Genomic DNA, 18,389 nt, shown 5'->3' with positions numbered 1-18,389 from the left:
TATTCATAATAAATATATTTTCAATGATTTAATGACAATGTTTCTATTATTTACTTAATAAACTTAATAATTTTAATGAATTATATTTTAACTAAATTATTCTTAAAAAAAAATTCCAGAAAAATTAATTTCTGGAATTTTTAATAAAATTATTATCCTAAATAGGGATATTTATAATTTTTTGGTGGATTAAAAGTCTCCTTAATTGTTCTCACAGAAACCCATCGCATTAAGTTCATTTTAGAACCAGCTTTGTCATTAGTACCAGAAGCTCTTGCGCCACCGAAAGGTTGTTGTCCAACAACTGCACCAGTTGGTTTATCATTAATATAAAAATTTCCTGCTGCATTTTCTAAAGCTTTGTAAGCTTCTTCAATTGCGTATCTGTCTTGGCTGAAAACTGCGCCAGTTAAAGCATACGGTGAAGTTTCATCAACTAATTTTAAAGTATTGCTCCAATCTTTATCTTCGTAAACATAAATACTTAGAATAGGTCCAAAAATTTCTTCACAAATACTTTCATAATGAGAATCTGAAGCTAAAATAACCGTTGGTTCTACAAACCAACCTTTGCTATCATCACATTTCCCACCAATTATTACTTCTGCATTTTTAGATTTTTTAGCTCTTTCAATATAACCTTTGCATTTTTCAAAAGAATTTTTATCAATTACAGCATTTACAAAATTAGAAGGATCTTCTGGAGAACCCATTTTCACAGTTTTTAATTGCACTTCCATTGAAGATTTTACTTCTTTCCATAAAGATTTTGGAATATACGCTCTTGAAGCCGCAGAACATTTTTGACCTTGATATTCAAAAGCACCACGAACCAAACCTGTTGCAACAGCATCTGGATGTGCAGAAGGATGAGCAATTAAGAAATCTTTGCCGCCAGTTTCGCCCACAATTCTTGGATAAGTTTTATATTTATGAATATTATCTCCAATTTGTTTCCACATACTTTGGAAAACTGTAGTTGAACCTGTAAAATGTAAACCTGCAAAATCTGGATGTTGCAATATTTTATCTGCAGTTTCTTTACCGCTGGTGAAAATCATATTAATGACGCCATCTGGAAGTCCAGCTTCACGAAAAACTTCCATTATAACATGTGCAGAATAAATTTGTTTATCGGATGGTTTCCAAACCACGACATTTCCAAGCATCGCCATACAAGAAGGTAAGTTTCCGGAAATTGCTGTAAAATTAAAAGGAGTCACCGCAAAAGTAAAACCTTCTAAAGGTCTATATTCAACGCGGTTCCACATTCCTTCATCAGAAATCGGTTGTTCTGCGTACATTTCTCGAACAAACTCTACATTAAATCTTAAAAAATCTATGAATTCACATGCCGAATCAATTTCCGCTTGATGAACATTTTTAGATTGTCCAATCATTGTAGCCGCGTTTAATTTATCTCTATAAGGTCCTGCAAATAAATCTGCTGCTTTTAAAAAGATAGAAACCCTTTGTTCCCACGCTAAATTTGCCCATTTTTGCCGAGCTTCCAAAGCAGTGTTTATTGCATCCTCTACATGAGACATATCGCCTTTGTAATAAAAACCAAAATCATGAGCGTGATCTTGCGGTGACTGAAGTTGTACTTTATTTTTTGTTTTTACTTCTTTTCCGTTAATTACCATTGGAATTTCAATTTTTTCTTTCCACATTTTTTTGTATGTAGAAATTAAATTTTTCACATCGGTAGAGCCTGGTTCATAAGTTCTTACGGGTTCGTTTAACACAACTGGAACGTCAGAAATTGCTTTCGTCATATCTTTATTTTTATAATTTATAACTATTGTTACAAAGTTAAGACTTTCAGTTTAAAACTGCGAATTTCTTCTCTTATTTAAAACTCAAAATATAATAACAACTCATTTAATTTTGTTTATGAATAACGATATTTGTTAGAAATTAGAAATATGCAATTGATAAAAGTAGCACTTTGTGCTTTTGGAATGAGTGGAAAAGTCTTTCACGCACCGTTTTTAAAAGAACATCCTGGCTTTTTTATGTCAGCGATTGTGGAACGAAATAAAGAAGAATCCAAAAACAAATATCCGAACGCAACAATTTATAAATCTGTGGAAGATATGCTACAAAATGCAGATGTAGATTTGGTTGTTGTAAATACACCGGTTCAACTGCATTTCATTCATGTAAAATTGGCTTTGGAAGCGAGAAAAAATGTGATTGTAGAAAAACCTTTTTGCGTTTCTCTTGCAGAAGCTGAAGAATTAGTAAACTTGGCAAAAGAAAAAAATCTCTTTTTAAGTGTGTATCAAAACCGTCGATTTGATCGGGATTATTTGCAAGTTCAAAAGATTTTAGAAGAAGGAAAACTAGGAAAAATTAAAGAAGTAGAAATTCGTTTTGATCGTTACCGAACGGAAGCGAGTGAAAAAGAGCACAAAGAAAACCCAGAATTAAAAGGTTCTGGAGCAGTTCACGATTTGGGTTCTCATTTAATAGATCAAGCGACTCAGCTTTTTGGCTTTCCCAAAAAACTCTTTGCCGATGTTTTTTCTATGAAAGGAGACGCATTTGCAAATGATTATTTTGAAATCATTCTTTATTATAAAAATGAATTACGCGTACGTTTGAAATCTTCAGTTTTTACCAAAGAGGCGCATTTTGCTTATATGCTTCATGGTGAAAAAGGCAGTTTTTTACAAGAAAGAAGTGATACGCAAGAGATGGAATTGGTTCCAGGCATTATTCCGAATATTGCGAAAGATTGGACAAAAAATTTAATTGAACCAGACGGAATTTTAAATTATTTAGATGAAAATGGAAGATGGAAAAGAGAATTGATGACAAGTGAAGCGGGAGATTATATGAATTATTATCAAGAAATTTATGAACATATTGTTTTCGGAGAAAAATTACCTTCGCCTGGATTTGAAATTCTTCAAAATATGAGAATTATTGAAGCGGTTTTGAAGAGTTCAACAAAAGAGAAGGTGATTTATTTATAAAAGTAAAAATTAAAAAAATTTCTTTTAGAAGAGTAAGATAAAATTTTAAAACTTTAAAAATTGATTAAATTATTTGTTAAACCGATGTTAAATAAAGAGTTTTTAAGTTTATTTGAATTTTAATAATCTATCTTTAGAGTAATAAAAAATTTTAAAAAAATAGAAAATGGAAATTTTAATAAACACCGACAACAATATTGATGGAACTGCACAAATGATTGCTTATTTTAAAGAAGAAACCAAAATTTCTTTTGAAAGATTTAGCGACCATCTTACTAGAATTGAAATAAAAATAAGTGATGAAAATGGTGACAAAAGCGGCGAAAAAGATAAAAGATGTGTGTTGGAAGCGCGAATAAAAGGAATGCAGCCCATTGCAGTTACTGGATTTGGAAATACCGTAGAGAAAGCCTTTCACGCAGCTGTAGATAAAATGAAAACATCACTTGATTCTACAATGGGGAAATTAAAAACGTATTAAAATTTAAAATTAAATTGATTTTATAAAATTTGTCAAGATTTAATCTTGACTTTTTTTTTAAAATAATTATAAAAAAACTTGCGCAACTGAAAAGTTGCACTTATATTTGCAACCAATTAGTTGCTTAAAATTTAAATTATAAAATGAGAAGAGATATATTTCAAGCCATTGCAGATCCCACAAGACGGGCAATTATTTCTTTAATTGCATTGCATGCGATGACTCCAAATGCAATTGCTGAAAATTTTAATATGACAAGACAAGCAGTTTCAAAACATTTAAAAATTTTATCAGAATGTGAAATGATTACGCCGAAACAAGAAGGTAGAGAGATATTTTATTCTCTTGAAATAGATAAATTAAAACAAATAGATATTTGGTTAAAAGATTTCCGGGAAATTTGGGAAACACGATTTAATCAACTTGATGAAGTATTAAAAACCTTAAAAAAATAAATAAAATGAACAATTTACTTTTTGATTTTACTGTAGATAAAGCAGCAAACAAAGTTTTAATTAGCAAAGAATTTGCAGCAGAACTTACTTTGGTTTGGGATGCTTTTACCAAACAAGAAATTTTAGATCAATGGTGGGCTCCAAAACCATGGGAATCTAAGACTAAAAATATGAATTTTAAAGTTGGTGGGAAACGTTTTTACGCAATGGTGAGTCCAGAAGGAGAGGAAAGTTGGTCTCTTCAAAAGTATGTTTCAATTACACCCAAAACTAATTTTAAAATGACGAATGCTTTTGCCGATAAAGATGAAAACCCCGAGTTACCTGGTTCTGATTGGGATTTTAATTTCAGTGAAGAAAACGGAATTACAAAAGTAAATATTATTATTACAAATGAATCCCAAGAACGTTTTGAGAAAATGCTCGAAATGGGTTTCAGAGGTGGTTTTACAATGACTTTAAATTATTTAGATACACTTTTGGAAACTTTGAAAAAATAATTAACTTATTGGTTTAAAAGAATTAAATTTAATCAGTTTTTAGGTTTTAAAAAGTTTAAAAATCAGCTTAAAGAAATAAAAATGCAAGAGAATAAAAATGAAGGAATTTATTTTAAAGCTTGTCCTGAATGTAACGGATTAGGCAAAAAAAAGCGCAGAATTAAAAAAAGCGCAAAACTTCGATACCAAAAAGAAGTGGAAGAATTTGAAGAAACACATAATAAAATTAAACCAATTCCACCGAAATCGCATTTATACAATTGTCAAACTTGTTCCGGTTCTGGAATAATTTCTTCGGAAAGTTTTCCAATTCCAGATATTAAAAATTATCCACACATTGCAATTATTGGCGCTGGAATTGGTGGAATTGCTCTTGCAATTGGGTGTTTGCATCGTGGAATTCCTTTCACCATTTATGAGCGTGATATCAGTTTTGATGAACGCTCGCAAGGATATGGACTCACTTTGCAACAAGCAAGTAAAGCGATTGAAGGGTTTGGTATTTTTAATTTAGAAAAAGGGGTGGTTTCAACACGACATTTGGTTCATTCCACTGACGGGAAAATCGTCGCAGAATGGGGAATGAGAAAGTGGTTAGAAAATACTAAAAATACTCAATCAACTCCAAAACGCAGTAATATTCACATTGCTCGACAATCTTTGCGTTTTAAGTTGCTTGAACAACTCGGTGAAAATAATTCTGTAAAATGGGGACATCAATTTCTTAATTTTAAAGAAAATGAAGATGGAAAAATCGAACTCAATTTTCAAATTAATGGAAAAATAAAAAACGCAAAAGCTGATCTTGTAGTTGGAGCAGATGGAATTCGCAGTGCGGTTCGGGATCAATTAATCGGAGAAAAAGTCACGCCACTTCGTTATTTGGATTGCATTGTTATTTTGGGAATTTGTCCACTTTCTGTGCTTGAAGTTGAAAGTGATTTGCTTGATTCTGCAACTGTTTTCCAAACCGCGAATGGTAATGAAAGAATTTATATAATGCCATTTGATAAAGATTCTGTGATGTGGCAATTAAGTTTTCCAATGTTGGAAAATGAAGCTAAAAATTTAAGTTTAAAAGGAAGTAAAGCGTTGAAAGAAGAAGCGCTTCGCAGAACGAAATGGCATTCACCAATTCCAGAAATTATTGCAGCAACTTTGGAAACTCAGATTTCTGGTTATCCAGTTTATGACCGCGCTTTGCTTGAAGAAAAATTATTAGAAAAAGCAGGAGCAGTTACGCTAATTGGTGACGCAGCTCACCCCATGAGTCCCTTTAAAGGACAAGGCGCAAATCAAGCGCTTTTAGATGCGCTGTCTTTGGCTCGAGAAATTTCCAAAATTGGAAAAAATTTATCGGAATGGAAAGAAAAAGGATTACGTGAAAATGTTTTAAAAAATTTCGAAACTGAAATGTTAAAACGCAGTGCTATTAAAGTTGAAGATTCTGCTTCCGCTGCACAAATTCTACATTCCGAAATGGCTTTATATGAAGCAAATGAACCTCGTGGAAAAGTTCTGAAAAGAAAAAAAATATAGAATTTAATTTTAAAATTTATAATTAAACTTCCATGGCTTCACCATTTTTGCGGTAAATAAATTTCCCGTAAATATGACGTCTTGCAAAACGACTTGGAGAATCAGAATTCACCATTTTAATATAAGTATTTCTGGGAACACCAATATATTCAAACATTTTCCCATTGAGATGTTGAACTTTTAAAATAGATTTCTCTAAATAAAAATCGCTGATAATGGATTTTGAAATGGTTTCAATATATTCTTCTTTGTATTTTTCTTGCGTTTCTTTATTGATACTCACCAAAAAATGATAAGCTTCGATTATAGATTTACTTTTTTCTTGGGCTTCCAGTTTTCCAGTTTCATCATTTACAAATTTATCAGGATGTGCGTCTTTCATGGAATTTCTATAAATTGTTTTTAATTCCTTTAAAGTTGCAGTATTGTCTACTCCAAGAGTTTTTCTGTGTTCGCCAATTTTTTTCATAAAAAGTATCTTTATTTCGGGCTGCAAAATTAAGCTTTTAAAAACTTAAAAAGGGATTGTATTTTAATTGTTTTTTTCACCATGAACTACACCATCAATTATAAAAAACAAAAAATAAGACTAAAAGAAATTTAATCCACAATTTAAAATCTTTTAACACTGAAGTTATTTTTATAACTTAGTTTCATAATCTTTAAATATGAAAATTGCGACTTATAATGTCAATGGAGTCAATGGTAGATTGCCTGTTTTACTCAAATGGTTGGAAGAAAATCAACCAGATTTGGTTTGTTTACAAGAGTTGAAAGCGCCTCAAGAAAAATTTCCTTTGGAGGAGATCAACGCTGCAGGTTATGATGCAATCTGGGTTGGACAAAAAAGTTGGAATGGTGTGGCGGTTTTGAGTAAGAATATTAAATTAAAAGAAAGACGCCGCGTTTTGCCGGGAAATAAAAGCGATGAGCAAAGTCGTTATTTAGAAGTAGAATCTGAAGATTTTATTTTGTGCTGTATTTATGTTCCTAACGGAAATCCCACGCCGGGTGAAAAATATGAATATAAATTAAATTGGCTGGAACGTTTTCAGGCACAAGCCGAAGTTCTGATTTCTTCGGGTAAAAAAATAATTATCTGTGGCGATTTTAATATTATTCCAACTGAAAAAGATGTTTATAAACCTGAAAAATATAAGAACGATGCTCTTTTTTTACCAAAAGTCCGTGAAGAATTTTCCAATTTAATTTCTCTAGGATTTACAGATGCGCTTCGTTATTTAAGACCTAAAGAAGAACTTTATACTTTTTACGATTATTTTAGAAAAGCTTTTGAGAGAAACGCGGGAATGCGAATCGATCATTTTCTTTTGAGTGAAAATTTAGTGAAGAATCTTAAAACTTTTGGTATTGATAAAGAAGTGCGTGGTTGGGAAAAAACCAGCGATCACGTTCCAGTTTGGATTGATATTGATTTATAAAAAAGAGCAGAACTAATTCTGCTCTTTTATTTTTATGTAAATTATTCTCCTTTTCTAATTGGTTCTTTCACTTCTGGCCAATTTGCTGATTTTCCAGTTTGAAAATTGACAGGCATTATTATTTTTTCTGCTGAAGTTTTTTCAGGATCTTCACATGCCATATAAGTCAAAATTGCAGTAAGCGCCACATTATTTTTAACTTCATCAAATACTATTTTGTCATAAGTATCTCTGTTTGTATGCCATGTGTAAGTTCCATAAGACCAACTATTTGAACTTAAACTAAATGCAGGAACTCCTGCTGCAACAAAAGAAGCGTGATCTGAACCGCCACCACCAGGAAATCCAGGAAAATTTGTTGTGATTTCTTTTCTTATAGATTGTGGAACTGCAGAAAGCCATTTCCCAATATAATGATAAGAATTTACAAAACCTTGTCCGCTAATATTAACGACTCTTCCAGTTCCATTATCCTGATTAAAAACTGCTTGTATTTTCGGTAACTGATCTTTATGGTCAGAAACATAAGCACGAGAACCATTTAAACCTTGTTCTTCACTTCCCCAAAGTCCAATTACGATTGTTCTTTTGGGATTTGGATAATATTTTTTTAAAATTCTCGCAACTTCCATCATTGTAATTGTCCCGGTTCCGTTGTCCGTTGCGCCAGTTCCGCCGTCCCAAGAATCAAAATGTGCAGATAAAATGACATATTCATTTGGTTTTTCACTTCCTTTAATCGTAGCAATTGTGTTAAAAGTGGGAGCCATTCCCAAATCTTTTGAATTTGCAATAATTTTTAATTTTGGTGTGATACCGTGCTGCAACATTCTGTATAATTGCCCATAATCTTCCAGAGAAATATTTACCGCAGGAATTTTTTCTGTTCCTGCAAAAAATATTTTATTCACGCCAAATCCGTGCGACCAATTAGACCAAACAATTCCCGCTGCACCCGCTTTTTCAAAAGGCTTATTTAATGTTCGCCAAGATAAACCAATAGTTTTCAAGGAATTATTCCATTGTGAATTGGCTTTTTCAGATTCTTTTTTATATTTTTCATAAAGTTCTGGCGTTGCATATTCTTTCCAATTATAATCTGGTCTTCCCGTCCATTGATATTGCGAAACCATTACCAATTTACCTTTCACATTTGGTAGCCATTTTTCAAAATCTTCTTTACTTTTAAATTCAGGCATCATAATTACTTCTGCAGTAATTCCCCCTTTTTTTGTTGAAGGACTCCACGCCAATTGCATTCCTTCCAAAGACTTTACTTGCGGATAAACCATTTCTACAGAAGAAGTACCGCGTTCCCAAGATTTCCAGGTTCCCCATTGTTCATTTTTGGCTTCTATTCCCCAATTTTTAAATTTTGAAACTGCCCAATTGTGCGCTTGTTGCATTTTTGGACTTCCAACTAATCGCGAACCGATACTATCAGTTAAAGAAAAAGCCAAATTTTCTAATTGGGAATGCTTAAAACTTTCGTTCATAATGTTTTCAATAACCGCATCTTTTGTTTGAGAAAAAACAAAACTGCTTGAAATCAAAGAGGTTAGAATAACCGTTTTCAAAGAATAATTCATATAAAAATTAGTTTTTAATTTCTGTTAAGATATAAATTTCTTATTGAATGTAGAAACCATTTTTAAATTACAAATACTTACATTCTATAATTATCACAAAATTAGAGAACATTTAACTAAATAATAACATAAGAGAAACTTCTCAGGAAAAAGATTTTTGTAAATTTACCTTTCAAAATAAAATAATATGACTTCCAAAGAAAAAGTAGCGCAACTGCGCGAAAAAATGGCTGAAAATAATATTGATGCCTTTATAGTTTATTCCGCAGATCCGCATATGAGCGAGTATTTACCAAAAGAATGGCAAGAAAGAGCTTGGCTTTCAGGATTTACAGGTTCTGCAGGTTTTGTAGTAATTACCAAAAATAATGCAGGACTTTGGACAGATGGAAGATATTTTGTGCAAGCGCCGATAGAATTAGAAGATTCCGGAATTGATTTATTTAAAGATGGAATGGAAGGAACGCCGAATTACATCGATTGGATTATTTCCGAAATTCCAGACGGTGGAACAGTTGCGGTAAATGCAATCGCCACTTCAAACGCCAACTGGGAATTATTAACTGAGAAATTAGAAGCTAAAAATAGAAAATTAGTGGATTTGCCACTTTTAAAAGAAATCTGGAAAGATAGAAATTCTGGTGCTGTAAAAAATCCTGTTTTTGTTCATCCAATTGAAAGAGCAGGAAAATCTGTTAATGATAAACTAATTGACATTCGTAATAAAATGGAAGAAATGGGCGCTTCAGTTCACATTATTTCCAGTTTGGACGATGTTGCATGGACATTGAATTTACGCGGAAGTGATGTACAATCTAATCCCGTGTTTTTAGGCTATCTAATTTTAACTAAAAATGATGCAAAACTTTTTGTAAATTTAGAAAAGTTGGATGTTGAAGCAAGAAAACAAATGGATGATTCCTGTGTTAAAATGTTGCCTTATGATCAATTCTATGACGAATTAACCAACTTCAATAATGAGACGGTTCTGATTTCTCCAAACAGTAATCAATCCATTTTTGAAGCTTTAAAAGAAAGTAATACTTTTATAAAAGCCGCAGTTCCAGGAAATTTAATGAAGGCCATTAAAAATAAAACTGAATTGGAGGGTTTTAGAACTGTGATGCAAAGAGACGGCGTTGCAATGGTGAAATTTCTTTATTGGCTCACTCATCAAGCTGGAAAAGAAGCGATGACTGAATATTCCATCGGTGAAAAACTGCGGGGATTTAGAGCGGAAGGAAAAAACTTCGTGGGAGAAAGTTTTGGAAGTATCGTTGGTTTCAGAGAAAATGGTGCAATTATGCATTATTCTGCGAAAAGTGAAGGCAGTAAAGAAGTGACAAATCAAGACACCATTTTAGTAGATTCTGGCGGACAATATTTAGAAGGAACAACAGATATCACAAGAACTTTCGCTTTAGGAACTGCTTCTGAAGAGTTTAAAACTGATTGTACTTTGGCTTTTAAAGGAATGATTCAGCTTTCTATGGTGAAATTCCCCAAAGGAACTCGCGGCGTTCAACTCGATGCTTTTGCAAGAATGGCGCTTTGGAAAGAAGGAAAAGATTACAACCACGGAACAGGGCACGGCGTCGGAAGTTTTATGAACGTTCATGAAGGTCCGCAAAATATCAGAAAAGACATGAATTTTCAAGAATTAATTCCGGGAATGGTTTTATCTAATGAGCCTGGTTTTTATTACGATTATCATTATGGAATTCGTCATGAAAATCTAATTGCAGTGCGTGAAGTAGAAACCACAGATTACGGAATTTTTTATGATTTTGAAACTTTGACAATTTGTCCGTTTGATAGAAATGTTTTGAATATTTCTTTAATGACACAGCCAGAAAAAGATTGGTTAAATAATTACCATTCTTGGTGTAAAGAGAAATTAGAAAAAGATTTAGAAGGCGATGTAAAAGCTTGGTTTTTAGATATTATAAAACCAATTTAAAGTTTAGTGAAAACAATTTATATAAAGTGCAGATTTTAAAATTTGCACTTTTTTTTATTTTAAAGTTTCTGTATTTACTTTTTCTAAACAGTTTTTAATCATTTCTATCGCTTCATCAATGATTTCTTTTTTTGTTCTAAAAGCTAAAATTGCAATTCGGATAACGAAGCGTTTATCGATAATTGAAGAACTTAAAAAGACTGAACCGTCTTTATGAATTTCATCCATCAATTGTTGGTTTTTTTTGTCAGAATCTGTTTCAAAAGGAAACCAGAAATAACTCACCGATAAATCTGGTTCTGGACCGAGACAAAATCCTAATTCTGATAATTGATTTCTAAAATAATGAATCAACAATAATTTTTCTTCTAAACAAGCGACAAAAGGTTCAATTCCATGAATTTGCAAAGGCAACCAAACGCGAAGTCCACGGAAATGTTTCGTCAATTCTGGTGAAACGTTTGCGGGACTTTTTAGCATTTCATTATTTGCGCCATCTTGCATATAATTCGCAGTGTAAAAATTGGAATGTAAAACCGCTTCAGAATTTTTAATTAAAACCGCACCAACTCCGTACGGAAGAAACAATCCTTTATGTGGATCGATAATTAATGAATCTGCCTTTTCTATACCTTTAAACAATTCTTTTTTAGAAGTCATTATAAAAAATCCACCATAAGCTGCATCTACGTGAAACCACATTTTGTGCGCTTTTGCAATGTCTGCAATTTCATCTAAAGGATCGATTGCGCCTGTGTCGGTCGTTCCCGCAGTTGCTACGACCAGAAAAGGTTGTAGTCCATCAGAAATATCTTTTTTAATTAAATCTTCTAATGAATCTGTTTTTATTTTATGATTTTTATCAATGGAAACATAGCGAATTATAACATCTTCTAAACCAATAATTCTTAATGCTTTTTGGGTGGAATGATGCACTTGTTCGCTTAAATAAACGACGTTTTTTGTGATAAATTCATTTTTCACTTTATGGAAATCTCTTGCTGCATTAAAAGCAATTAAAGTAGAAATGGAGCCTCCAGAATTTAAACTTCCAACTGCATTTTCTGGAAATGAGAAAACTTTTTTCAACCAATTCACGACTTCATTTTCAATATTAGCAGCACCCGGTGAAGCGTAATGAACACTTGCAAAAGGATTGGTAATTGCTGCAATAAAATCTGCAATTGCTGCGGTAAAAACGCCACCTCCTGGAATATAACCGAGGTGTTTTCCTGAAGCTGCATTAATTCCTGTTTCTGCGACTTGTTTTTGATACAAATCGAGCAAATCTGAAAGTGGTCTTTTTTGATTCGTAATTTCTAAAGAATTTGAATCTTTATCACTAAAAGCTTTTACAGAATTTAAACTTCCCATAAATTGATTAGCGTAATCTATGACGCTTTTAAGCATTTCACCACGCTCCACTTCTGGCGTTTCGAGTTCTTTGCTGGTTTTGCTTAACTCATTTAATTGAGAAATAATATCTTCTGTATTCATTGTTCATTTTTAGTACATACAAAAAGAATCTACCGCAAAAGGTAAAAAGAGAAATGTGATTTTTAAATAATTCAAAAGGTCGCAAAATCAATATATAATGATTTCAATTTTGTAATCTTTTGATTTTCTAATTTTTTTGAATAACGCTTTTGTCTTTTTTGCGGTTAAAAATAGGATTCTTTAATTCTAATTATTTAGTGAATATTTTATAATAACTTTTAATAAGATAATTTTTTATTGCAATTTAATTTTAATTTTCTAAAAATTGTTATTTCCAGAGTCTTTCTAAGAAATTAATTACATTTTGATGGCTAATTTTTTCAACTATTTCTTCACTGAAATTTTCTTCAAAAAGCTGATTGATTTGTGGATAACAACTCGCATTTTCTTGTTCTGCAAAATAAAATGGAATTCTGGATTTATCGGGATTGCTTTTGGTAAAAAAATAATCTGCGCCATAAGAAATAGCATCTTCTGCGCCCAATTCTAATCCATAAGTGGCGTGTTCTAAAAGTGAACTGGGATTTTCAGGATTTAAAAAAGCACGCACAAAATTAAGTCCAATCAATCCCTTTTGGTGAATAATTTCTTTCGCAATATCATCTGGTAAATTTCTTGGATGTTCAAAAACTTTTCTATAATTGGAATGACTTGCAATTATCGGAACAGAAAGATTTTCTTTAGAAATTTAATTTAATAAATCATAAGCTAAAGCATCACTTGTATGAGAAAAATCTATGGCGATATTTTTTTTGTCTAAATAATCTACCAAAGCTTTTCCGTCATTTTTTAATCCAATATTAGAATAATTTCCGCCACCAAATCTGTTTTCTGTGTGATGAGTAAAACTAATGTAGAGTAAATTTCCAACGTTTCCAATTATTTTTTCTAAGTTTTTGAAACCTTCTTTTAATGGAATTTTTTCATTACAAAAAGCAGAACCACTTTCAACAGAAGCCAAAATTCCGATATTATTATTGTCGCCGAAATTCTGTAAATGTTGTTTTTCAAAACGATACAATTCATTTTCGGCTTCATTTAATCTTTTAAAAATTTCACTTTGTTGCAAACCAAATTCATGGCTTTTTTCTTCTACTGCTGCAAAAATTGCCATGACTTGCAATTTCACATTTCCTTCTTTTAAAAAAGGAATGGCGCAACCGATTTCATTAGTGTCGTAAATTGTGGAATTTGGTCGAGTTAAATAGGAGAGAAGATCACAATGGAGATCAATTACAGGGTTTTTCATTGGAGTTAAAACTTTTGATAAATTTAAAACTTTTCAGTTGAAACTTCTCGGTTTATGATTATTAAACATACATTTCAATTTCACACAGAATTTGCAGACTCAAAATTCTTTTGACAGAATTTACAGATAAACTTTGAAAAAGCGAAACCGTCTTGCTTTTAAACATCTGTAATATTTCCGTAATTTTGCAATATGAATGGCAATTTAAATCAAGATACTATTTGTGCTTTATCAACAGCGAACGGAATTGGAGCGCTCGGAATAATTCGGCTTTCTGGTGAAAAAGCAATAGAAATTGCGCAAAAATGTTTTAAGGGAAATAATTTAGAAAATGTAGATTCTCACACCGTTCATTATGGTTTTATAAAAGACAAAGAAGAAGCCATCGATGAAGTCATGGTTTCAGTTTTTAAATCACCGAAAACCTTTACAGCAGAAGATTCTGTAGAAATTTCTTTTCACGGTTCCCCACATATTTCCAAAAAAATATTAGAAGTTTTGGTGAAAAACGGCGCAAGATTGGCAAAAGCAGGCGAATTTACAATGCGCGCTTTTCTGAATGGTAGAATAGATTTAAGTCAAGCTGAATCCATTGCAGATTTAATTGCGAGTGAAAATGAAGCTTCGAGAAAAGTCGCTTTAAATCAGTTAAAAGGTGGTATTACAAAAGAGATTTCATTGTTGCGTGGTGAACTTTTAAACTTTGTGTCTTTCGTAGAATTAGAACTTGATTTTGCGGAGGAAGATGTGGAGTTTGCGGACAGAACTGCATTAAGCAATTTATTAAATAAAATAGAAAACAAACTCACTTCTTTAATTGAAAGTTTTAAATACGGAAACGCCGTAAAAAATGGAGTAGAAGTGGCAATTATCGGGAAACCAAATGCCGGAAAATCCACACTTTTAAATGCATTGCTAAAAGAAGAAAGAGCCATTGTAAGTTCGATTGCAGGAACCACGCGTGACACAATTGAAGAAGTGTTGCACATTAAAGGAAATGCTTTTCGATTTATTGATACCGCAGGTTTGCGAGAAACCACGGATGAAATTGAGAAAATTGGCGTGCAAAAAGCAAAAGAGAAAATTGCTTCAGCAAAAATCCTACTTTATCTTTATGATGAATTTGATTCTTCACCGCAAGAAGTAATTGATTTCATTAAAGAATTTGAACGTCAAGATTTAAAAATTATTCTGCTTCATAATAAAATCGATTTAAACGGAGGCTATTTTGAAAATGAATTTGACACCAAAATAAAAGAAGAATTATTTCCAGATGTAACGAATACCATTCTCGGTATTTCTGCAAAAGATACAGAAAGTGTAGAAGTTATTAAAACCGAATTGGCAAATTATATTGATGATTTAAAAGACACAGAAAGCAACGTCATTATTACCAATCAACGTCATTATGAAGCTTTAAAAAATTCTTTAATTGCAATCGACAATGTGAAAGAAGCCATAAAATCTAAAATTTCTACCGAACTTCTCGCTTATGAATTGCGTAACGCTTTAGAAAATCTTGGTGAAATTTCTGGTGAGTTTACAAACGATGAGGTTTTGGGGAATATTTTTTCCAAGTTTTGTATCGGAAAGTAATTTTCCTAAAGTATTTTTTATTTCTTAAAATATGTTATTTATAATTTAAGAAGGTATCACAAGTTTTAAATTTTATTTTGAAATTACATTGTAAGACCATTTAAATTGATTACTTATTAGATGAATTATCAAAATGTTTCTTTAATTGTTTTCGGCGGCGTTTTTGTCTTATTTCAGAACTGTGATGCCATTCATAGAAATATTGGTGAATGGTATCTATAAAAAATAAAATCAGAATAACACTTGTCAGCATGTAGAAGACGTTAAATATTTTCCCAATATCTGTCTTTGGAATTACGCCTGCATTTCCCGTAGTAACCATTGTAGAAACTGCATAGTTTAAACTGTCAATCCATCGCCAATCTTCTAGATAATGAAATCCAACTACACCTATTATTAAAACAATAAGTGTGGTATAAAAAAGATAGCGGTATCTTTTTTTATGAAGAAAACTGCTAAAAATTGTAATAATCATTGGGATTTTATCTGTAGTAAAAATATAAATTTTATGGGTTTTAAATATAAAATTAAGTCATTTTTTTTATTATCTCCTGTTTTGGCATATTGATTGAACTTAAAAAGCCACTAATCAAAATATATATTTATAATGGAAAATAAAAGCACAGTAAATGCACTAAACGATTTATTACAAATAACCAACGATCGAATGGAAGGCTTTCAAAAAGTGGAGAAAAAAGTAATGGATTTTCACCCACATCTAAAAGAAGATTTCCAAGAAATGGCAACACAGTCTGTCAAAATGAAGACAGAACTTTCCTCATTAATTCGTGAGAAAGGAGGCGATCCCGATAATAATACCACCGTTGCAGGTGATTTACATAGAACTTGGATTGATGTTAAGAATGCACTTTCAGCAGATAAAGATGAAGCTTCGTTAGAAAATGTCACTTTTGGTGAAAACGCCGCAATTACAACGTACGAAGATGCTTTGAAAAGTGGAGATCTTGATCCAGAAAGTACAGCAGTAGTAAGAAATCAACTTATGAATTTGAAATCTTCTTATGAAAAATTTAAGAATTTAGCCAATTTAGAAGATTAGAATCTTCTTTCTTCCTATGTATTTAAAGTTGCTTTTTTAAAGCAACTTTTTTTGTGATAAAAGTTCTTTATTAAACATATATATAATTATTTAGAATTTTATGAATTCGTAAAATCTTTTTGGGTAAAAAGTTAATTCCAATGCTCTTGAAAAGGAAGAAGTAATTCAAACAAGGACGCATTTTTTTGTAATAACTTTCTACTAGTTATTTGAAACTTAAAACGTTTTCTTATTTTATAAATTTTATTTTCAAAAATTATTTTGATTTATTTTAAATCTTTTTTTAATTTTCAACTTATCCAATTTTTTTTCTTTTATAATCACTTGTATATTTTATGATGTGTTTAATTTGTATTTACCATTAATAAATAATTAGTATATATTTGTTTAGCTAAATTTCACTAAAATCCCCCTTTTTGGCTTTAATTACTAAGGAAACCAATGATATTAAGTATTCTGTGTCATTGTGGAAAACTTTTCTATCATAAATAATACATTAAGAGAGTAGAAACAAAATATACAAGGTTTTATTACTTAATTTTGTATTAAATATAATGTGATGATTGTCAGATTTTTAAAACCCAGTCACTTTTCCGGAACCGCAAAACTTACGGTTCATAAAACAGGAAAACTCGGCTTTTCTAAAGGCGCTATGGAATTATTGCAAACCAAAAAGAACAGATTTGTGCGTTTTGGTTTTGATGAAAAAGAGCAACTATTATTGGAAGTATCTTCTTATGAAGTAGAGAATTCTTTCCCTGTATATAAAGCGGGAGATTATGATTATATAAATGCCAAATCAATGCTGGATGATCTTGGGGTAGATTACGCAGGACGAGATACGACGATATTCGATTTAAAAAAATTGCAAGAAAAAGACTTATATAGATTAATTGAAAGAACCATAAAAAAATAAGAGTGAACCTTGTTTGAAATATTTATACTCTCTAAAAAAAGCATGGTGATTACAAAATACAGAATTTTAAAAGATGAAAGAAAATAAAAGCGATAAAAAACGACCCAATTATAGACAACCCGATTTCTCTCAAAAGAAGCAGAAGAAAAACAAGTCTCTGGAATTATATGACGATAGTGATTTGAGCCAACTTTTTAAAGTAACCGCACGCACTCTGAAGAGGTGGCGCGATGAAAAAATTCTTCCCTTTAAAAAAATTGGCGGTAAAATCTATTATCTTGTGCATGAAGTACGTGAGATGATTGAAGGAGGAACAAAATAGAATAATTTTTGCTTTATTCCTATTCAAAAAAAATACCGCAAGATCTTCATCCTGCGGTATTATTGTTTTTAAATTTAAAGAAAACTGTCTTTAAATCAGCACTTTTGTTCCCAGATAAACTGAGTTACAAGCTACATCTTGTGTACTGTTTTGGAAAAATGCAAAGACATGCACGGTTTTCCCATTCCATTCTTCTGGCAGATGCACCGTAGCTGAGATAGCATTGCGTTGTTCTGGTCCTTCTTGAACATTAAACCTTCCAGATTCTTCTTCATAAATGGCGGTGCAAAATAAATCAGTGATTTCTGCCATTACTTGGTTAGAGTTATCTTCCCAAGTGAAATTTAGAAGATTACCGGTGGCTTCTGTTACACTAAGATTCTGAAAACCTGTAAGACTTCCTTTTGTGATCACCACCTTGTCCATCACAATGACTGGTTCACCGTTTACTTCAGAAATAACTTCGCGCAAAAGATAAGAAGCCGCTAAATTAACTCTTGATTTTACTCCCGCATTGTCGCCGTAAAGACGGCTTTGCATACTGCGCAACGCATTCTGAAATTGAATGGCCATCGCAAACTTTTTGCGTTGGAGCATCTGTAGTGCGGTGGGAACACCGCCAGATGATTTTGGACGGCTTCTGATAATATCAATGCCGCGCCAGTTTGCGCCTACTACCGTTCCTACGGTTCCGCTGAATCCTCCGAGGATTCCTTTTTTAATTGTACCCATTGTAAAAAAATTAATTGATTAGGTACAAATATAAAACGCTATTTTATCAGATACAAGTGTTTGTTTA

General features: G+C 31.9%; 17 protein-coding genes and 1 pseudogene. 11 read left to right on the top strand and 7 right to left on the bottom strand.

Translation table 11 applies throughout. The annotated features are described in order from the left end of the window. Positions 1-152 precede the first annotated feature (152 nt). Positions 153-1,778: an L-glutamate gamma-semialdehyde dehydrogenase gene (pruA, locus tag ACN0WB_RS09460; RefSeq protein WP_417431137.1), complete on the bottom strand. Its 1,626-nt coding sequence runs from the start codon at positions 1,776-1,778 to the stop codon at positions 153-155. A 150-nt stretch (positions 1,779-1,928) separates the two neighbouring features. Between pruA and ACN0WB_RS09455 the strand changes: the two genes are divergently transcribed. The 5 genes from ACN0WB_RS09455 to ACN0WB_RS09435 all read left to right on the top strand — a co-directional run bounded on the left by ACN0WB_RS09455 (position 1,929) and on the right by ACN0WB_RS09435 (position 5,959). Then, a complete protein-coding gene (locus ACN0WB_RS09455; protein ID WP_417431135.1) occupies positions 1,929-2,984 on the top strand; it encodes a Gfo/Idh/MocA family oxidoreductase in 1,056 nt (351 codons plus the stop codon). A gap of 166 nt (positions 2,985-3,150) precedes the next feature. Then, positions 3,151-3,465, top strand: a complete 315-nt coding sequence (locus ACN0WB_RS09450) for an HPF/RaiA family ribosome-associated protein (protein ID WP_417431134.1) — start codon at positions 3,151-3,153, stop codon at positions 3,463-3,465. A 143-nt stretch (positions 3,466-3,608) separates the two neighbouring features. Then, positions 3,609-3,920: an ArsR/SmtB family transcription factor gene (locus tag ACN0WB_RS09445; protein ID WP_417431132.1), complete on the top strand. Its 312-nt coding sequence runs from the start codon at positions 3,609-3,611 to the stop codon at positions 3,918-3,920. 5 nt (positions 3,921-3,925) lie between these two features. Next, entirely contained in the window at positions 3,926-4,420 is a 495-nt protein-coding gene (locus ACN0WB_RS09440) for an SRPBCC family protein (protein WP_417431130.1), read from the top strand. 81 nt (positions 4,421-4,501) lie between these two features. Then, positions 4,502-5,959 carry an FAD-dependent oxidoreductase gene (locus tag ACN0WB_RS09435; protein WP_417431128.1) on the top strand — a complete coding sequence of 486 codons (1,458 nt, stop codon included), beginning with the start codon at positions 4,502-4,504 and terminating at the stop codon, positions 5,957-5,959. A 22-nt stretch (positions 5,960-5,981) separates the two neighbouring features. Here the strand turns inward: ACN0WB_RS09435 and ACN0WB_RS09430 are convergent, their stop codons facing one another. Then, positions 5,982-6,428, bottom strand: a complete 447-nt coding sequence (locus ACN0WB_RS09430; protein ID WP_417431126.1) for a KTSC domain-containing protein — start codon at positions 6,426-6,428, stop codon at positions 5,982-5,984. Between the two features lie 199 nt (positions 6,429-6,627). Between ACN0WB_RS09430 and xth the strand changes: the two genes are divergently transcribed. After that, complete coding sequence (gene xth / locus ACN0WB_RS09425) at positions 6,628-7,401, top strand: exodeoxyribonuclease III (RefSeq protein ID WP_417431124.1); 774 nt, start codon at positions 6,628-6,630, stop codon at positions 7,399-7,401. A gap of 41 nt (positions 7,402-7,442) precedes the next feature. Here xth and ACN0WB_RS09420 read toward each other — a convergent pair whose 3' ends face one another. Beyond that, positions 7,443-8,990, bottom strand: a complete 1,548-nt coding sequence (locus tag ACN0WB_RS09420) for a M20/M25/M40 family metallo-hydrolase (protein WP_417431122.1) — start codon at positions 8,988-8,990, stop codon at positions 7,443-7,445. 187 nt (positions 8,991-9,177) lie between these two features. On the opposite strand from ACN0WB_RS09420, the gene ACN0WB_RS09415 reads away from it, so the two are divergent. Beyond that, the gene (locus tag ACN0WB_RS09415; RefSeq protein WP_417431120.1) at positions 9,178-10,950 is read left to right on the top strand and encodes an aminopeptidase P family protein; all 1,773 of its coding nucleotides are present in this window, start codon (positions 9,178-9,180) and stop codon (positions 10,948-10,950) included. A 54-nt stretch (positions 10,951-11,004) separates the two neighbouring features. Here the strand turns inward: ACN0WB_RS09415 and ACN0WB_RS09410 are convergent, their stop codons facing one another. Further along, complete coding sequence (locus tag ACN0WB_RS09410; RefSeq protein WP_417431118.1) at positions 11,005-12,447, bottom strand: pyridoxal phosphate-dependent decarboxylase family protein; 1,443 nt, start codon at positions 12,445-12,447, stop codon at positions 11,005-11,007. A 268-nt stretch (positions 12,448-12,715) separates the two neighbouring features. Then, a pseudogene (locus tag ACN0WB_RS09405) lies at positions 12,716-13,696 on the bottom strand (dipeptidase). A gap of 192 nt (positions 13,697-13,888) precedes the next feature. On the opposite strand from ACN0WB_RS09405, the gene mnmE reads away from it, so the two are divergent. After that, the gene (mnmE, locus tag ACN0WB_RS09400; protein ID WP_417431116.1) at positions 13,889-15,292 is read left to right on the top strand and encodes a tRNA uridine-5-carboxymethylaminomethyl(34) synthesis GTPase MnmE; all 1,404 of its coding nucleotides are present in this window, start codon (positions 13,889-13,891) and stop codon (positions 15,290-15,292) included. A 109-nt stretch (positions 15,293-15,401) separates the two neighbouring features. On the opposite strand, the gene ACN0WB_RS09395 is transcribed toward mnmE, so the two are convergent. After that, on the bottom strand, positions 15,402-15,767 hold the full coding sequence (locus tag ACN0WB_RS09395) for a potassium channel family protein (RefSeq protein WP_417431114.1): 366 nt from the start codon (positions 15,765-15,767) through the stop codon (positions 15,402-15,404). 132 nt (positions 15,768-15,899) lie between these two features. On the opposite strand from ACN0WB_RS09395, the gene ACN0WB_RS09390 reads away from it, so the two are divergent. The 3 genes from ACN0WB_RS09390 (at position 15,900) to ACN0WB_RS09380 (ending at position 17,590) form a co-directional block, all read left to right on the top strand. Continuing rightward, entirely contained in the window at positions 15,900-16,352 is a 453-nt protein-coding gene (locus tag ACN0WB_RS09390; protein ID WP_417431112.1) for a ferritin-like domain-containing protein, read from the top strand. Between the two features lie 559 nt (positions 16,353-16,911). Continuing rightward, the gene (locus ACN0WB_RS09385; RefSeq protein WP_417431110.1) at positions 16,912-17,268 is read left to right on the top strand and encodes a hypothetical protein; all 357 of its coding nucleotides are present in this window, start codon (positions 16,912-16,914) and stop codon (positions 17,266-17,268) included. A gap of 73 nt (positions 17,269-17,341) precedes the next feature. Next, positions 17,342-17,590: a helix-turn-helix domain-containing protein gene (locus ACN0WB_RS09380; RefSeq protein WP_417431108.1), complete on the top strand. Its 249-nt coding sequence runs from the start codon at positions 17,342-17,344 to the stop codon at positions 17,588-17,590. Between the two features lie 90 nt (positions 17,591-17,680). Here the strand turns inward: ACN0WB_RS09380 and ACN0WB_RS09375 are convergent, their stop codons facing one another. Continuing rightward, positions 17,681-18,322, bottom strand: a complete 642-nt coding sequence (locus tag ACN0WB_RS09375; protein WP_417431107.1) for a DUF6266 family protein — start codon at positions 18,320-18,322, stop codon at positions 17,681-17,683. Positions 18,323-18,389: the final 67 nt, after the last annotated feature.

This window comes from Halpernia sp., from assembly GCF_048269545.1.
Classification (GTDB): Bacteria; Bacteroidota; Bacteroidia; order Flavobacteriales; family Weeksellaceae; genus Halpernia.
Note: the sequence above shows the minus strand (reverse complement) of the source record. Positions and strands in the feature narration are given on the sequence as shown.